Source organism: Rhodococcus sp. IEGM 27, from assembly GCF_033142305.1.
GTDB lineage: Bacteria > Actinomycetota > Actinomycetes > Mycobacteriales > Mycobacteriaceae > Rhodococcus_F > Rhodococcus_F oxybenzonivorans.
Genome location: NZ_JAWLSG010000004.1, coordinates 201,887 through 217,500 on the forward strand (window position 1 = coordinate 201,887; position 15,614 = coordinate 217,500).

Consider the following 15,614-nt stretch of genomic DNA (forward strand, 5'->3'; position numbering starts at 1 on the left):
GACTCCATGACGACACTCCTCACCCTCGCCTGCATCCTCCTCCTGGCCGCGGCCGTCGCCCGATACGGCCCCAAAGAAGGAGGTGAAGGCCTGTTTCGCGTGGAGCAATTTCGCCTGGGCGCACCTCTCGGCGGCATATTCGCCGATCCACCGAGCAGTCCAGAATCTGCCGACTGGACTGCTCGCCCGATGAGCACCGAAGGTAGTTCAGGGCGCCTTGCGGATTCCCGCGATGTCACCGGGCAGGAGGCGCCAAGACCTGACTGAACAGCACCGTCCCGGCCGCGTCGAGCAGGTCGACTCGAAACTCGGACGTCTCCCCGTCGATGAAGACCTCCCCGAAATGCTGGTATCCGTCGAGGGGTGAGGAATTCGGGGCAGGCGGTGCGTGCACGAACACGGCCTCGGGACCGAACGTCGGATCGAGGTCGTTGGGGCCGAAACCACCGGCGTTGAGCGGGCCCGACACGAACTCCCAGAACTCGTCGAAATCCTTGTACGCGGCACGGTCCGGCGAGTACCGGTGCGCGGCGGTGTAGTGCACGTCCGCGGTGAGCCAGACCGTTCCCGTGACGCCGCCCGCCTTGATCGCGGACAGTACCTGCGCGATCTCGGATTCACGGCCCGACGGTGGTCCCGGATCCCGGTTGGCGATGCCCTCGAACGCGGTGTCGCCGTCCGGCACCACCACCCCGAGGGGAAGGTCGTTGGCGATGATCTTCCAGGTCGCCGTCGACGCACCGAGTTCGCGAATCAGCCAGTCCTTCTGTGCTGCGCCGAGGATCTGTCCGGCCGGACCGGTATTGACACCGTTCGCGTCCTTGTAGGTGCGCATATCGAGCACGAAGACGTCGAGAAGAGGTCCGTAGCCGATCTTGCGGTACACGCGCCCGTCCACCGCCTCGGTGGGCTCGATCGGAAGCCACTCGTGGAACGCCTGGAAAGCTCGCTGCGCCAGAACGTCGACGCTCTTCTCCGAGTAGGCCTCGGCGCTGAGGAGTTCGCCGGGATACCAATTGTTGACCGTTTCGTGGTCGTCCCACTGAACAATCTGCGCAACAGAGGAATTGAAGGTTCTGTAGTGCTGGTCGCTGAGGTTGTAGGCGTACTGACCGCGGTACTGGTCCAATGTCTGTGCAAGCGCACTCTTGGCCTCGGTCACCGTGTTCCGCCAGATTCGGCCGTCCGGCAGCGCAACCGACTCCTTCAGGGGTCCGTCGGCGTAGACCACGTCACCGGAGTGGAGGAACAGATGCGGGTCGCGTGCGGCCATCGTTTCGAATATCCGCATACCGCCGAGGTCGGGGTTGATTCCGTAACCCTGACCCACCGTGTCTCCGGACCACTGCAGTCGGACGTCGCTTGCGGCGCTCGGCGCGGTGCGGAAGACACCCGTCACCGCCTCCGAGGTGGCGCCGTCGTCGCTTTCGAGGGGTCACCCGGTAGTGCACCTGCTGCCCGGCGGGTAGTCCGGTCACACGCAACCGTCCGGTGCCGTCCGTGTCCGGGGTGAGCAGTCCACCCTCGAATCGCACCGGGTCGGTGAACGACTCGGTGGCCGCCGTCTCGACGATCATCGTCGCCGGCCGGTCGGACCTCGCCCAGATCACTGCGCCGTCGGCACGCATATCGCCGGCGGCAACTCCATGGGTCAGCGCGGGCCGGGGGCGAAGGAGGGTGGGGCTCGAACCGGCCGAGCCGGAACACGCGGCGGCGGGAACAGCGAGTACGCCGAGAGCGGTGGCGCGGAGCAGGGTACGGCGCGACAGGTGCACGGGACATCTCCTCGGTGGTGGGATCCTCGAGGATGTCCAACCGTGGCCAACAGACGGTAAACGTCGGATGTGGGGCGCATACTGGGTTGGTGACCACAGGATTCTGCCTGTTCGACACAGCACTCGGCACGTGCGCCATTGCCTGGCGGGCCGCCGGGATCGTCGGTGTGCAACTGTCGGAGGGTTCACCCGAGGCGACACGGGCCCGCGTCGAGCGCTGCTTTCCGGGTGCGGTGGAGCACTCCCCGCCCACACCGGTCCAGCAGGCGTTGGACGCCATTCGGGAACACCTCGGCGGCGCACTCGACGACCTGCGCTGGATCGACCTCGACTTCGAGGGCGTCCCCGAGTTCGACTGCAACGTATACGAGATCGCCCGGGCCATCGACCCGGGCGACACCCTCACCTACGGAGAGGTGGCTGCAGCACTCGGCAAACCCGGCGCCGCGCAGGCCGTCGGCCAGGCACTCGGACGCAACCCCTTGCCGATCGTCGTCCCCTGCCACCGCGTCCTCGCCGCCGGAAACAAGGTCGGCGGATTCTCCGCGGGCAGCGGCACCCTCACCAAACGCGAACTACTCGCCCTCGAACACGCACCCGGATTCGACGACCCCGTGCTGTTCTGAGCAACCGCACGGGCCAGACCGACGTCACAGCCGTTCGACGTCACAGCCGTTCAGCGTCACCGTTCAGTCCGACTGGTCAGCGCACCACGTCGCGGCGCACGATGGTCTCGTCACGGCCGGGGCCGACACCGATGCACGAAATGTAGGCGCCGGACAGCTCTTCGAGACGCAGCACATAGTTCTGCGCATTCTTCGGCAGTTCCTCGAAGGTGCGTGCGTGCGAGATGTCTTCCCACCATCCGGGCATCTCTTCGTAAATGGGGGTGGCGTGGTGAACATCCGTCTGCGACATCGGCATTTCCTCGTGCCGTACACCGTCGATGTCGTAGGCGACGCAGATGGGGATGGTGTCGAGGCTGCTGAGCACGTCGAGCTTGGTGAGGAAGTAGTCGGTGATGCCGTTGACGCGAGTTGCGTAGCGGGCGATCACGGCGTCGAACCAGCCGGTGCGGCGGGCGCGACCGGTGGTGACACCCACCTCGCCACCCGTCTTGGCCAGGTATTCTCCGTGCTCGTCGAACAGCTCGGTCGGGAACGGACCGGAGCCGACTCGCGTGGTGTAAGCCTTGAGGATGCCCAGCACCGTCGTGATCTTGGTGGGTCCGATGCCCGAACCGACCGCCGCGCCACCGGATGTCGGGTTGGACGAAGTCACGTACGGGTACGTCCCGTGGTCCACGTCGAGGAGAGTTCCCTGCGATCCCTCCAGCAGAACCGTTTCGCCACGCTCGAGGGCCTCGTTGAGCTGCAACCGGGTGTCGGCGATGCGGTGCTTGAATCCGTTGGCCTGTTCGAGCACCTCGTCGACCACCTGCTGCGGGTCGAGCGCCTTGCGGTTGTAGATCTTGGCGAGCACCTGGTTCTTGAATTCCAGTGCCGCCTCCACCTTCTGGGTGAGGATCTTCTCGTCGAGCACGTCCTGCACCCGGACGCCGACACGGGCGATCTTGTCCTGGTAGCAGGGCCCGATGCCGCGGCCCGTGGTGCCGATCTTCTTGGCGCCCAGGAAGCGTTCGGTGACCTTGTCGATGGCCACGTGGTACGGCATGATCAGGTGCGCGTCAGCCGAGAGCAGCAGCTTGCTGGTGTCGACGCCCCGCTCGTCGAGTCCGGCGAGTTCGGTGAGCAGCACTCCCGGATCCACCACCACACCGTTGCCGATGACGTTGGTGACGCCCGGCGTGAGGATGCCCGACGGGATCAGATGCAGCGCGAACTTGTCGCCGTTCGGAAGAACGACGGTGTGTCCAGCGTTGTTTCCGCCCTGGTAGCGCACCACCCACTGCAGGCGTCCGCCCAATAGATCGGTCGCTTTGCCCTTGCCCTCATCGCCCCACTGGGCGCCGATCAGGACGATTGCCGGCATGACGTTGTCTCCTACGGTCGACGTACAGTCGTATCCGACTGCGTGGTTCTGCCGTTCGTAGGCAGTGGCCGGGGGAACAGTCTAGCCGAGCGCACAGAGAACAGACCCCACAGTACGACCGGAGTGGCTTCGGGGCCGGTGTCGGGCATACAACTAGGATGGCCGGATGGAAAGCTGCGGCAGCCGTAGCGGGACATATCCGGGCGAGGAGTGGCGTTGACCCCCGTTGTGCTCATTTGCGGTGACGTGCCGCTTCCCCTGCCCTTGGGGTCGATCTCGGCGTCGAGCGCTCCCACCGTGCCGGACAAGGACGACTTCGACGAGGTCTTCTCCAAACTCCAGGTCGTCACGCATCCGCGGCTCATCGTGGTCGGTAGCGATGCCGCACTGGCCGCGACCCTGACCCGGCTGATGCGGACCGACCGGTTGCATATCGAACTCGCCTACGTCGCCGAACACAGCTCACCGGCGACCGACGCCTATCACCTGTCCGCGGGCGCACGGGCCGCCCGCACGGCACTGAAAGGAACGGCCAAGCCGGTACCTCTCATCCGCGACGACGCGGGCATCGCGCTGGTCGGACTCGCCACCGTGACGGCGCCCGGCGGTGAACCGTTGGTCGGCGAGGCGTACGTCGACGACACCCGGCTGTTCTCCGGTACCGCCACGAACATGCACGTCACCCCCACTCCACGGATGCCCGGGCTGCGCGCCTCGATCGATCCCCGGCGGCGCTGGTTGCCGCGTCGATGGATCGAGGGGCGCGCGGTCCAACTCGGGTCGCCGGCCGCCGCGCTGACCCGTGACGACGTGCCCAATCCGCGCGCGGTGAAACGTTCGACCTTCTACCGTCACGACCGCGAGTGGTTGCTCGTTCGATGAACCTGCCCAGAACGCGGTCCACCGCCGTCCGGCCCAGCCCGGTCTTCCTCCTCGTCGTCGCCACCGCCGTCGCCGGTGGAGTACTCGCGTGGGGCGCCCGGGCCGAGTCCGTCGTCGGCCACGTCGGGGTCTTCCTCCTCGTGGTGGCCGGCTGGGTGGTGACGCTGTGCCTGCACGAGTTCGCGCACGCGTACACGGCGTGGCGGCACGGCGACACCGATGTGGCGGTGCGCGGATACCTCACCCTGAACCCGCTGAAGTACAGCCACCCCTTGCTGTCGATAGGCCTTCCGGTGCTGTTCATCGCCCTCGGCGGAATCGGGCTACCGGGCGGTGCCGTCTACCTACGGACGGGGTTGTTCCCGCCGAAGGTCCAGGCGAAGGTGTCGCTCGCGGGGCCGGCCGTGAACCTCGTGTCGGCAGTGGTCCTGCTGACCGCTATTCGCGGGTGGGGCCTGGGCGGCGATCATCGGGTGTTCTGGACGGGCCTGAGTTTCCTGGCTTTTCTGCAGGTGATGGCGACGGTACTCAACCTGCTCCCCGTTCCGGGGCTCGACGGCTACGCCGCGCTCGAGCCCTTCCTTCCGCCGCGGACCCGCCGGTCCGTCGATCAGTACAAGCCCTACGGATTGCTCGTCCTCGTGGCCCTGCTCTTCGTGCCGTCGATCAATACCGTGTTCTTCGACGGCATCTACTCGCTGTTCGAGCTGTCGGGTGTGCCGGCGATCTACGCGCAGTACGGCAACTACCTGATGCGTTTCTGGCTTGCGTGAGTACCCCCGTGAGTACTTATTAACAGTGGGCTGTTGACAAGCACTCACGGGAGGGAGCGGCGACCCTGCTCCTCGGTGAAGTTGGGCGTCAACCGCAATTCGGTCAACGGCACCTCGCGGTCGGGACTGCGCACCTCCACGCGGACGGGTCGACCCGTCGCGTCGTCCCGCAGTCCGATCGGCGCGCCGCGTGATCCCTGCAGGTACTTGTCACCCCACTGCATGAGTGCCAGCACGGCAGGCAGGAGGTCACGACCCTTCTCTGTCAACACGTATTCGAAGCGGGTCCGTTGTCCAGGTTCCTTGTATGGCTGCCGCTCGAACAATCCTTCTGCGGTGAGTTCCCGCAGGCGCGCCGCCGCCACCGCCTCGGTGACCCCCACACGCTGGACGAAGTCGTCGAACCGCGTGGTCCCGTAATAGGCCTCTCGGAGGATGAGAATGGCCGAACGCGTGCCCACTACATCCATCGCCTTTCCGATGGAGCAGTGCGTGGCCCGCCAGGTGTCGCGATCGCCGAGGAAGCCGTCCAGTCGTGCCGCATTCATGCCACCATGATAGCTGACTTGCAAAAAGCAAAGCCAGGTGTACATTGCTGGCTATGGTATTCAGCAGTCAGGTTCGAGGGGATATCCGTCTGCGTCCTCTTCTTTTCGTCCTGTGTGGCGCCCCGTTCGTCGCGAGCCTCGATCTCTTCGTCGTGAACATCGCCCTCGGCGACATCGCCGCCAGCTACGCCGGTTACTCCCTCGGCGACCTGAGCTGGGTACTCAACGGCTATGCGATCGTCTATGCGGCACTACTGGTTCCACTCGGCCGGTGGGCGGATCGCATCGGTCACCGGCGCGGATTCATGCTGGGACTGGCGCTGTTCACGGCAGCGAGCGCCGCCTGCGCGCTCAGCCCCTCCCTGTGGTTTCTCGTCCTCTTCCGCCTGCTGCAGGCTGTCGGCGCCGCCGCCCTCACCCCCGCAAGCCTCGGATTGCTGGTCGGAACCGTCCCCGCGGAACGACGCGCCGGCGCAGTCCGCATGTGGGCGGCGTCTGGTGCGGCAGCCGCCGCGTTCGGCCCCGTCGTCGGCGGAATCCTCGTCGAGGCCTCCTGGCGCTGGGCGTTCCTCATCAACATTCCGATCGGAATCGCACTCCTGATCGCGGCGACCCGTGTCGTGCCCGACGTCCGCCCCAGCGCCACCGACACCGAACTCGACTTGATGGGGGCGGCCCTGCTGATTCTCGGGATCGGCGCACTGTCGCTCGGGATGGTCCAGGGGCCGGAATGGGGATGGGGGGACCCCCGGATCACGCTCGCTTTCACCCTCGCCGCCGCCTGCCTTGCCCTGTTCTGGTGGAGCAACAGCCGTCACCGGGCACCCCTCATCGAACCGGCCCTGCTGAAAGTGCGCACGTTTGCGTGGTCCAACGCGACCGCCCTGGTGTTCAGCGCAGCGTTCGCGGCGGGACTGCTGTCGAACATCCTCTGGCTGCAGAACGTGTGGGAGTACTCGGCGATCAGGACGGGACTCGCCATCGCTCCCGGACCGATCCTCGTGCCGGTCTTTGCGATCGCCGGTCAGCTCCTCGCCCGGCGCTTGTCCCCCGGCACCATTGCCGCTGCGGGAAGTCTGCTGTGGGCGGCGGGCACGCTACTGATCCTGGCGTCGGTAGGGGCGGAGCCCCACTACGTCACCGATTTTCTTCCGGGTTTGCTGATCGGCGGAGTAGGCGTCGGCCTCGCACTCCCCACCATTCTCTCGTCCGCCACTGCCGGGCTTCCGCAGTCCCGGTCGGCGACCGGGAGTGCGATCGTCAACATGAATCGGCAGATCGGCACCGTGATCGGGGTCAGCGTGCTCGTCGCGGTCCTCGGCACCACCGTGGGCTACGACGACACCCACTCTGCCTTCATCGTCGCCTGGTGGGTGATCGCGGCAGTCGGCGTCGGTGCGGCGGCCACATCCATCGGCATGAATTCCCAGAACCCGCTCACCGTGGAGGTACCGGCATGACCCCGCTGACCGCACTTGCTTTCCCCACCGAATTCGACTCCACCTGGCGTGGTTTCGGCGGTATGCACGGCGGACTGGTCGTCGCATCGATGCTGCACGCGGCCGAGGCCGAGACGGCAGCGACACCGGTCACCGTCTCGGCCCACTTCACCCGGCCCGTGGACCCGGGCCCGGTGGACCATCAGGTCGAGGTCGTGCACGGCGGGCGGACACCGAGTGTCCGCGTATCGATACCAGGTTCCGCAGGTGCCCTGATCCGCCTCACCCGCACGCCCAGTGCCATCACGTGGCCTCTCGATGCACCCGATCTCGGCGACGAAGATCCGGAACTCCTCACGCCCTTGGTGATTCCGGTCGACTACATGCCCTTCGCCCAGTACCTCGACATCCGCCCTATCAACTCGGCACGTCCCTTCGCCGGCGGCGCCGACCCTGAATTCGAGGTGTGGATTCGTCTGCTCTCATCGATCGATTTCAGCCCTTCGGAACGCGCGGCGGTATTACTCGACGCGTTACCGCCGGGGTTGTTCGCCGTACTCGACGCGCCGGTAGCCATCCCCACCGTCGAGTTCAGTGCCCACTTCCCTGTGAGTACTTATCAACAGCCCGGTGTTAACAAGTACTCACGGGAGGGGTGGTACCACCTGCGCCACCGCACGGCCTGGGCCACCGAAGACTCGTGCGTCGACGAGACCGAACTACGCACCGCCACAGGACACCTCGCGGGTCAGGCGCGTCAGCTCCGCAGAATCCTCACCCCCTGATCGCCACCCACAGCTCAGCAGCACAAAGAAAGGGAACTCCCATGAGAGACGCCGTCATCGTCGAGGCCGTCCGCACACCGATCGGCAAGGGCAAACCTTCGGGGGCCCTCCACGATGTGCACCCCGTCGATCTCCTCGCACACAGTCTGTCGACCCTCGTCGAGCGCACGGGTATCGATCCCGCACTCATCGACGACGTCATCGGCGGCACCGTGACGCAAGTGGGCGATCAGGGCCAAAACCTCACCCGCACCGCACTTCTCGCCGCCGGGTATCCCGAGTCCGTGCCGGGCACCACGGTCGACCGACAGTGTGGCAGTAGTCAGCAGGCCGTCCACTTCGCCGCGCAAGGCGTGCTGTCCGGGGCCTACGACATCGTGGTCGCAGCCGGTGTCGAGTCGATGGGCCGGGTCCCGATGGGCTCGAACGTGGTCGGCCGGGAGTCGCTGGGTCTGGGATTCGAGCGCCGTTACCCCGACGGCCTCGTTCCCCAGGGCATCAGTGCCGAACTCATCGCCGCCCGCTGGGAACTGTCGCGACAGCAACTGGACGAGTTCGCGTTACGTAGTCATCAGAAGGCCGCCGCGGCAACGAGCGCGGGAAACTTCGCGAAGGAACTCGCCGTCCTGCCGGAACTCGCCGTCGACGAAGCGATCCGTCCGGACACGACACTCGACGTCCTGGCCGGGCTACGTCCCGCCTTCCACAATGAGCACTACGCAAATCGGTTTCCCGACATCGACTGGTCGATCACCGCGGGCAACAGCAGTCCACTCTCGGACGGGAGCGCCGCTCTGATGATCACGACATCGGAGATCGCGGGCCGACTCGGATTGACACCCCTGGCCCGACTGCACAGTTTCGCCGTCGCCGGTGACGACCCGCTGATGATGCTCACCGCGGTCATCCCGGCCACCCGTAAGGTGCTGGCGCGCAGCGGGCTCGACATCTCCGACATCGATCTGTTCGAGGTCAACGAGGCGTTTTCATCGGTGGTCCTTGCATGGGCGGCCGAGACCGGCGCCGACCTCGATCGGGTAAACGTGCACGGCGGCGCGATCGCACTCGGTCATCCGCTCGGTGCCAGCGGGGCGCGCATCATGACCACGCTGGTGAACGCCATGGAGCAGCGCGGCGCGCGATACGGTTTGCAGACCATGTGCGAGGCCGGCGGGCTCGCCAACGCGACCCTGATCGAGCGCCTCGGGTAGAGGTGTGGCTGCGCGTCACCGGTGGCGGTTCATCATCGCCTCACCGGTGTCGCGCATCGCCGCCCGCAGCGACGCAGGTGCGAGTACCTCGACCCCTGCACCCAGCGCGGTCAACTGTTCGAGGGCCACGTCCTCGGCCTCGAGCACCAGGTCGACGGCCACCCAACCGTCCTCGTCGGGAGGTCCCACCTCGACACGCGCAGCCTCCACACCCACGATCCGGGGCAACTGACGCCACGACCGCGGTGACAGGCGCACCCGGCACCGGAACCGGAGCATCGCGCGATCGAATTCCGCGACGGTGGCCGACCACCACGCGCCGAGATCGAACTGTTCCGGCCGCAGTGCCTGCTCCGTGAGGGCCGTGGCGTCGCTGATCCGGGACACCCGATACGACAGGGTTCTGCTGCGATGCTGCGCAACCAGGTACCAGACACCCGCCTTGGCCACCAGACCGAGTGGATCGAGCGTCCGCGTCACCACGTCGGCACCTTTTCTGTAGTCGATGCGCAGGCGCCGTCCCTCGAGCACCGCGGCGGCGACGTCGGGCAGGTTCTCGTTGTCGCGGGGTGGCGTGAACCATCCCGGCACGTCGACGTACAGACGATCGCGCCACAACTGTGCACCTGCCCGCAGCGGAACAGGCAACGCGTGCAGCAACTTCGACTGCGCCGCCGCGGTCACCTCACGCAGACCGAGGTCGTCGGCGAGCGAAGGCACACCCAGCAGCATCAGCGCCGACGTCTCCGCCCCCGTCATCCCACCGAGTTTCGACTGCCATCCGTCGAGCAACCGAATACCCCCACCGGGACCACTTTCGGTCCAGAGGGGCACGCCCGCCGCGGACAGCGCCGTGACATCCCGGTACACCGTGCGCACCGAGACACCCAGCTCCTCGGCCAGCTGCCCAGCCGTGACACCGCGGCTCCCCTCCAGCCGCAGCATCAGTTCGACGAGCCGACTCGAACGCATTGCCCGAGTCTAGAGAAAATGACTGACAGAAGGTGTCAGGGATAGGCGCGCACACTGACGTACATGACGCACTGGACACAGTTCGAGACCGAAGCGCCCGACCTCGCCAAAGCCGTGATCGCCCGCTTCGAGGCACACAAACACCACGTTCTCGCGACCGTCCGCAAAGACGGCTCACCCCGAGTCAGCGGCACCGAAGTCGAGTTCTACGAGGGCACGTTGCTGCTCGGTTCGATGGTCGGGGCCCGGAAGGTGCTCGACCTGCGGCGCGATCCACGGTTCGCCCTCCACAGCAACCCCGGGCACCACACTATGGAGGGCGGCGACGCGAAGATCAGCGGCCGCGCCGAGGAGATAGTCGGCGAGCGGAAACAGCAGATCGTCGATCACTATCCCGACGAGATCGGCGAGGCAGACGTCTTCGAACTCTCCGTCGACGAGGTGGTACTCACCACCGTCGACGGCGAACACCTGTACGTCGACCTGTGGAAGCCGGGTCGGGGCGTCACTCGCTTCACCAAATAGCGGGTCACTGGGTGACGGCGAATCCGAAACCGAGGGCGCAGGTTGCGGCCTGCCCCTTGGTGCCGTCCGGGTCATAGGTTCCGCCGGGAATCAGGTGTGCGGTGAAGCCCGGCAGATCCCGCTCTGCGTCCTTGTCATTCACCAGCGGGCCCGAGGATCCGATGGTGGGGCCGGCCTGCCCGATATTGAGATACGTCACCTGGGCATCGGTGGTCGCATCTGGAGGTCCATCGAACTCCCACTCGATCTTCTGCGTATCTTCGTCTCGCTCCACATCGAATGATGCTTCGGCGTTGCAGTTCGCCAACGGATCGGGCATGAACGGCGCGGCCGACGCCACGGCGGGCGCGGAGAGGAGGGCGGCCGCGCCGATGGCCACGGCTGCTGCGGATTTCGTGAGCGCTCCGAGAGTGGACATGAATCTGGCTCCCTTGTGAGACGACACCGACTGTTCCGGTAAGTCTGACCCGCCGACTGCGGCGGACGCCACGATTGTTAGCGGAAAGAAACCAACCATCCTCTCGCTTACCAGGTCACGTTCTTTTCACAGTGGCGTCCGTTCGCCGTGGATTCCACCTGCACTGTGGCGTGTGAGAGCTGGTGCGTTTCCAGGACCGTGCGGGCCGATTCGAGGACGAGGGCCGAGTCGGATTCCGTGGTGAGGTGCACCGTGGCTACGTCCATGCCGGTGGTGAGAGTCCACACGTGTAGGTCGTGCACGCCGATGACGCCGGGAACTGCCGCCAGGTCGGCTTCCACTGCTTCGACGTCGACGTCCGCGGGGCTCGCCTGGGTGAGGATCCGCAGCGATGCGGCGGCGAGTTTCAGTGCGCGGGGCACCACCCACAGGGAGATGAGGACACCGACGACGATGTCGGCGTAGGTCCAGTCGAACGCGATCACGACTGCACCGGCAATGAGGACGCCCACACTGCCGACCGCATCCGCGAGAACTTCGAGGTACGCTCCGCGCACGGCCAGGCTCTCCTTGGAATCGGCCCGCAGCATGAGCATGACGACGAGGTTCGCGGCCAGACCGGCGGTAGCCGTGAGGACGAGTGCGAGACCGGGAAGGTCGGGTGCGTCGCCGATGCGGGAGATCGCCTCGTAGAACACCCATACCGCGACGGCGAGAAGCATTGCGGCGTTGGCCATTGCGGTCAGCACCTCGGCGCGGTGCCAGCCGAAGGTGCGTGCGGCGGCGGCGCTGCCCTTGCGCGCGAGCACAAGCGCGACGAGACCCATCGCCATGCCGACGACGTCGGTGAGCATGTGCCCGGCGTCGGCAAGAAGCGACAGCGAGTTGACCGTAAGGCCGACTCCCGCCTCGAGGACGAGGAACGCGAAGAGGATGACGAGCGCGATCGCCATACGACGGACCCGCCCCTTGGATGGCCCTACCTCACCCCCGCCTTGCGTATGGCCGTGCGAATGACCGTGGCCGACTCCCATGTGTAGAGCTCCTCCCGAAGTTCTGCCGATCATATGCGTACTTGTGCATGTGTATCAACAGCGTCGTGTCGGCGACTACGGCGACTCAGCCGTTGCCTGCGTCCCGGGCGGCGCGATCGAGCCGGCTCCGATAGGTCTCCCACCAGGCCTGATCGACCGACGGCATGTTGTCGTAGTCGGCCCGCAGCCCCACCTTTCCGTGACGAGTTCGCGGACGATGTCGGCGTGTCCGGCGTGGCGATGAGTTTCGGCCACCCCGTGCACCAGGATGCGGTGACGAGACGGTCCGCTGCTCTTCCGGCCATCCCGGCACAGTTCCGGTCGCGTCCAGCGCCGTACGTCGTACTCGCCGGCTTCCAGGCTCGCATCCGTGACCGCTGAGACTTCAGAGTTCCGGACGGTACGCCGGCTTCTGCACCGTCGGGGGCAGATGCGCGATGGCAGAGATGCGTTTCAGCCCTGCCACCTGCATCAGATCGACGGTGAGCGAACGGATCTGGGCGAAGACGACGGTGGCCGACAGACCTGCATTCTCCACCAGTTCCGGTTTGAGTCCGGACGCCACCGAACGGAGCACGCGGGCAGCCTCGGCCTGGTCGGGTTGCTGACCGGGGTCCGCGAGCACCATCAGGCGCAGCGTTTCGATGGCCTGGGCCAATTTCTCGACCTGGTCGACCAGTCGCGGGTTGAGGATCTCGTCGTCACGTACCAAAGTGAGCGAACGCCGGGCCAAGACACGAATGTTGCGCAGAGCGTTGTCGAGCGGGTCGGCAACGGCGCTCAAGCGTTCGAGTCTGCCGCGGGTGTTCCAGTACAGCGGCGAGATACGGCTGACCTCACGGCCGCCCGCGAGGTGCGTCCGCAGGTTGTCGATGGACGACTGGGTGGCTCGCGCCTTCCGCAGCGCCTCCTCGATGGGCTTGTCATCGTTGGCGACCAAGCCGTCCGCCACCAATTGCATCACTTCGGCGGCAGTTCCGAGGACTCCGGCGGCGTGGCGCCTCGCCCGGCCCACGGGATGCGTGGGAATCAACGCCACCACCGCGATGCCCACCAGGCCACCGGTCAGTGCGTCCACCATGCGATTGATGCCCGCATTGCCGCCGGGTGGAAGCAGGGTTGCGACGAGAACAGCGGAACTACCCGCCTGCATCGACAGGACCGGGCCGCTGTTCAGGAGCACCGCCGCGGTCATGGCCAAGGCCACCACGAGGGCGATCTGCCAGGTACCGCTGCCGATGAACGCGATGAGGAGGTCCCCGACCCCGATCCCAATGGTCACACCGGCCACGAGTTCGACGGATCGACGCAGCCGCGCGCCGAGCGACAGTCCCAGCGACACCACCGCGGCGATCGGCGCGAAGAACGGGGCCGTGTGACCGATCACCACCGTGGCAACCCACCACGAGGCACCCGCCGCGACGGCGCACTGCAGGATCGGCAGGGCCGACACTCGCAGCCGTTGGGCCGAAGTCTTCAGTCCGTTCCGAACTCGAACCGGCGCTGCGGTGACGGCGCTACCCGAGGCCAAGCGCTTCGGCGGCTCGGGGGTCGCTGTCCTCGAGCAAGTCGAGGCAACGGGCGTATTCGTCGGTTTCGCCGATCGTCTTCGCGGCCTTCGCGAGAACGGCGACGCAGCGCAGGAATCCGCGATTCGGCTCGTGGCTGTAGGGAACGGGGCCGAAACCCTTCCAGCCGTTGCGGCGCAGCTGGTCGAGGCCACGGTGGTATCCGGTGCGTGCGTAGGCGTACGCGGCGATCGTCTCGCCGGCGTCGAGAGCTGCCTCGGCGAGATACGCCCACGCGATGGAGGCGGTGGGGTGTGCGGCCGCCACGGAAGCCGGTTCCTCGTGGTTCAACAGGGCCGACTCGGCCTCGTCGTCACCGGGAAGCAGTGTGGGCTGGGGTCCGAGAAGGTCACCGAAAGAGGTCATGCGCCTATTGTGCCCCCGGCGGGACTGCTCCACCGCCCCGCCCCGTAGGCGAAGCGCCCTGTGGTGGTCTGCATTGCCGCACGTTGTCGTTAGGCTTCGGTCCAACGTTCATTTCTCTGCAGACCGAGGGGCAACGCGTGCAGGACCCGAAGAAAGACGAACCGACCGAGAAGCCGACTACGGATACACCGGCAAACGAGACCGCCCGGCCGGTCACCGCCGACACCGACAAGGCCCGGCCGGTCACCGCCGACACCGACAAGGCCCGGCCGGTCACCGCCGGTACCGACAAGGCCGCGACCGGAACCCCGGCATCTGACGCGAAGAAGCCGGCCGACAACACGCCGTCCGCCACACCCTCTGCGAAGACTCCCGAGTCGGCACAGTCCTCTCCTGACAGCGCCGCGTCCGAGGCGGTGACGAAGGCGATTCCGACGCAGAAGCGTCTACAGGAGAAGCGTCCGCCGGAGAAGCCTGATGCGGCAACGGTGAAGATGCACCCGAAATCCCCGCCGCAGGCTGTGCAGGGGGCGAACGGGCAGGGGGCGAACGGGCAGGGGAAGCAGGAACCCGGCAAGGCGGATCCCGCCGACACGGAGACCGTCGCCATCCCGGTCACGAAGTCCCCCGCACCGCAGACGCCGCCACCGCCCCGCCCCGCACAGGCCCAGCAGCCCGCTCGTCCCCAGCAAGCTGCCCCGCCCCGACCAGCGGCATCCGCCCAGCAGCCACCCGCGACGCGTCCGACTCCGCCACCCGCTTCTCCGCCACCCACGCCCAAAGCGGCGCCCCAGCGAGTGCTCCCGACCCAGCCGAGCGCCCCGCAGCGGGTCGGGCCCGTAGCTCCCGCGGCCAGGAAGCATGGCAAGGCCTGGCTCCTGGCGGCCATTGCCGCAGGCGTCCTCGTGATCGCCGCCATTGCCGTCGCCGGTGTGGTGGTCTACAACAACAATCGGGCCGAGAACTCACCCGAGGCGCAGGTACAGGGCACCATCGATACGTTCGTGGCGGCGCTCACCCAGGGCGACCTCGCGACCCTGCGCACCAGTACCTGCGGCGGTCTCGCCGAGTATTACCAGGGCATCTCGGATCAGGACTTCGCCGAGGTCCACCAGGTCGCGATCACTCAACAGAACATTCCGGTGGTCGGCGAGGTCGACGCCGTCCAGATCACCGGCGACACCGCCATCGCCCAGGTGAAAGCCCATACCGCCGCCAACCCGAACGAGCAGTCGTGGCGCACGTTCAACCTGGAAAAGGTCGATGGCACCTGGAAGGTCTGCGACCCCCGATAAACGACTGTGCGCCTTTCTGGTAGCGGTAACT

18 protein-coding genes and 1 pseudogene are annotated in these 15,614 nt (G+C 66.6%); 10 read left to right on the forward strand and 9 right to left on the reverse strand.

Going from position 1 to position 15,614, the window contains the following annotated elements:
* Positions 1-6: 6 nt before the first annotated feature.
* Entirely contained in the window at positions 7-267 is a 261-nt protein-coding gene (locus R4P95_RS15805; protein ID WP_317746007.1) for a hypothetical protein, read from the forward strand.
* Here the strand turns inward: R4P95_RS15805 and R4P95_RS15810 are convergent.
* A pseudogene (locus R4P95_RS15810) lies at positions 236-1,775 on the reverse strand (alkaline phosphatase D family protein). The gene R4P95_RS15805 and the pseudogene R4P95_RS15810 overlap by 32 nt on opposite strands.
* 32 nt (positions 1,776-1,807) lie before the next feature.
* Between R4P95_RS15810 and R4P95_RS15815 the strand changes: the two are divergent.
* Positions 1,808-2,401 carry a methylated-DNA--[protein]-cysteine S-methyltransferase gene (locus R4P95_RS15815; protein WP_204164811.1) on the forward strand — a complete coding sequence of 198 codons (594 nt, stop codon included), beginning with the start codon at positions 1,808-1,810 and terminating at the stop codon, positions 2,399-2,401.
* A gap of 76 nt (positions 2,402-2,477) precedes the next feature.
* Here the strand turns inward: R4P95_RS15815 and R4P95_RS15820 are convergent, their stop codons facing one another.
* Positions 2,478-3,767, reverse strand: a complete 1,290-nt coding sequence (locus R4P95_RS15820; RefSeq protein ID WP_109332728.1) for an adenylosuccinate synthase — start codon at positions 3,765-3,767, stop codon at positions 2,478-2,480.
* Positions 3,768-3,995: 228 nt separating this feature from the next.
* Here R4P95_RS15820 and R4P95_RS15825 point away from each other — a divergent pair, with 228 nt between their 5' ends.
* Complete coding sequence (locus tag R4P95_RS15825) at positions 3,996-4,649, forward strand: hypothetical protein (RefSeq protein WP_213577762.1); 654 nt, start codon at positions 3,996-3,998, stop codon at positions 4,647-4,649.
* Positions 4,646-5,422: a site-2 protease family protein gene (locus R4P95_RS15830; protein WP_317746006.1), complete on the forward strand. Its 777-nt coding sequence runs from the start codon at positions 4,646-4,648 to the stop codon at positions 5,420-5,422. Before R4P95_RS15825 ends, R4P95_RS15830 begins: the two co-directional genes overlap by 4 nt.
* Positions 5,423-5,466: 44 nt before the next feature.
* Here the strand turns inward: R4P95_RS15830 and R4P95_RS15835 are convergent, their stop codons facing one another.
* Complete coding sequence (locus tag R4P95_RS15835) at positions 5,467-5,970, reverse strand: helix-turn-helix domain-containing protein (RefSeq protein ID WP_317746005.1); 504 nt, start codon at positions 5,968-5,970, stop codon at positions 5,467-5,469.
* Between the two features lie 53 nt (positions 5,971-6,023).
* On the opposite strand from R4P95_RS15835, the gene R4P95_RS15840 reads away from it, so the two are divergent.
* The 3 genes from R4P95_RS15840 to R4P95_RS15850 are packed head-to-tail and all read left to right on the forward strand — an operon-like array spanning position 6,024 to position 9,405.
* The gene (locus R4P95_RS15840; RefSeq protein ID WP_317746004.1) at positions 6,024-7,430 is read left to right on the forward strand and encodes a DHA2 family efflux MFS transporter permease subunit; all 1,407 of its coding nucleotides are present in this window, start codon (positions 6,024-6,026) and stop codon (positions 7,428-7,430) included.
* On the forward strand, positions 7,427-8,194 hold the full coding sequence (locus R4P95_RS15845; protein ID WP_317746003.1) for a thioesterase family protein: 768 nt from the start codon (positions 7,427-7,429) through the stop codon (positions 8,192-8,194). The genes R4P95_RS15840 and R4P95_RS15845 overlap by 4 nt, the downstream gene beginning before the upstream one ends.
* Positions 8,195-8,235: 41 nt before the next feature.
* The gene (locus tag R4P95_RS15850) at positions 8,236-9,405 is read left to right on the forward strand and encodes a thiolase family protein (RefSeq protein ID WP_317746002.1); all 1,170 of its coding nucleotides are present in this window, start codon (positions 8,236-8,238) and stop codon (positions 9,403-9,405) included.
* Positions 9,406-9,420: 15 nt separating this feature from the next.
* Here the strand turns inward: R4P95_RS15850 and R4P95_RS15855 are convergent, their stop codons facing one another.
* The gene (locus tag R4P95_RS15855) at positions 9,421-10,377 is read right to left on the reverse strand and encodes a YafY family protein (protein ID WP_317746001.1); all 957 of its coding nucleotides are present in this window, start codon (positions 10,375-10,377) and stop codon (positions 9,421-9,423) included.
* A 63-nt stretch (positions 10,378-10,440) separates the two neighbouring features.
* On the opposite strand from R4P95_RS15855, the gene R4P95_RS15860 reads away from it, so the two are divergent.
* Positions 10,441-10,902 (forward strand): pyridoxamine 5'-phosphate oxidase family protein, encoded by a 462-nt coding sequence (locus tag R4P95_RS15860; RefSeq protein WP_317746000.1) that lies wholly within the window; start codon positions 10,441-10,443, stop codon positions 10,900-10,902.
* Between the two features lie 4 nt (positions 10,903-10,906).
* Here R4P95_RS15860 and R4P95_RS15865 read toward each other — a convergent pair whose 3' ends face one another.
* From R4P95_RS15865 to R4P95_RS15875, 3 genes are all read right to left on the reverse strand, one after another.
* Positions 10,907-11,320, reverse strand: a complete 414-nt coding sequence (locus R4P95_RS15865) for a hypothetical protein (protein WP_317745999.1) — start codon at positions 11,318-11,320, stop codon at positions 10,907-10,909.
* 107 nt (positions 11,321-11,427) lie between these two features.
* Complete coding sequence (locus R4P95_RS15870; protein ID WP_317745998.1) at positions 11,428-12,354, reverse strand: cation diffusion facilitator family transporter; 927 nt, start codon at positions 12,352-12,354, stop codon at positions 11,428-11,430.
* A 75-nt stretch (positions 12,355-12,429) separates the two neighbouring features.
* Positions 12,430-12,618 carry a hypothetical protein gene (locus tag R4P95_RS15875; protein WP_397517715.1) on the reverse strand — a complete coding sequence of 63 codons (189 nt, stop codon included), beginning with the start codon at positions 12,616-12,618 and terminating at the stop codon, positions 12,430-12,432.
* Here R4P95_RS15875 and R4P95_RS15880 point away from each other — a divergent pair.
* Entirely contained in the window at positions 12,580-12,735 is a 156-nt protein-coding gene (locus R4P95_RS15880) for a hypothetical protein (protein WP_317745997.1), read from the forward strand. The genes R4P95_RS15875 and R4P95_RS15880 overlap by 39 nt on opposite strands.
* Positions 12,736-12,739: 4 nt before the next feature.
* Here R4P95_RS15880 and R4P95_RS15885 read toward each other — a convergent pair whose 3' ends face one another.
* On the reverse strand, positions 12,740-13,807 hold the full coding sequence (locus tag R4P95_RS15885; RefSeq protein WP_213576775.1) for an FUSC family protein: 1,068 nt from the start codon (positions 13,805-13,807) through the stop codon (positions 12,740-12,742).
* 64 nt (positions 13,808-13,871) lie between these two features.
* Positions 13,872-14,288 carry a DUF3151 domain-containing protein gene (locus tag R4P95_RS15890; RefSeq protein ID WP_109332741.1) on the reverse strand — a complete coding sequence of 139 codons (417 nt, stop codon included), beginning with the start codon at positions 14,286-14,288 and terminating at the stop codon, positions 13,872-13,874.
* Positions 14,289-14,425: 137 nt separating this feature from the next.
* On the opposite strand from R4P95_RS15890, the gene R4P95_RS15895 reads away from it, so the two are divergent.
* Positions 14,426-15,583: a transcriptional regulator gene (locus R4P95_RS15895; protein ID WP_317745996.1), complete on the forward strand. Its 1,158-nt coding sequence runs from the start codon at positions 14,426-14,428 to the stop codon at positions 15,581-15,583.
* Positions 15,584-15,614: the final 31 nt, after the last annotated feature.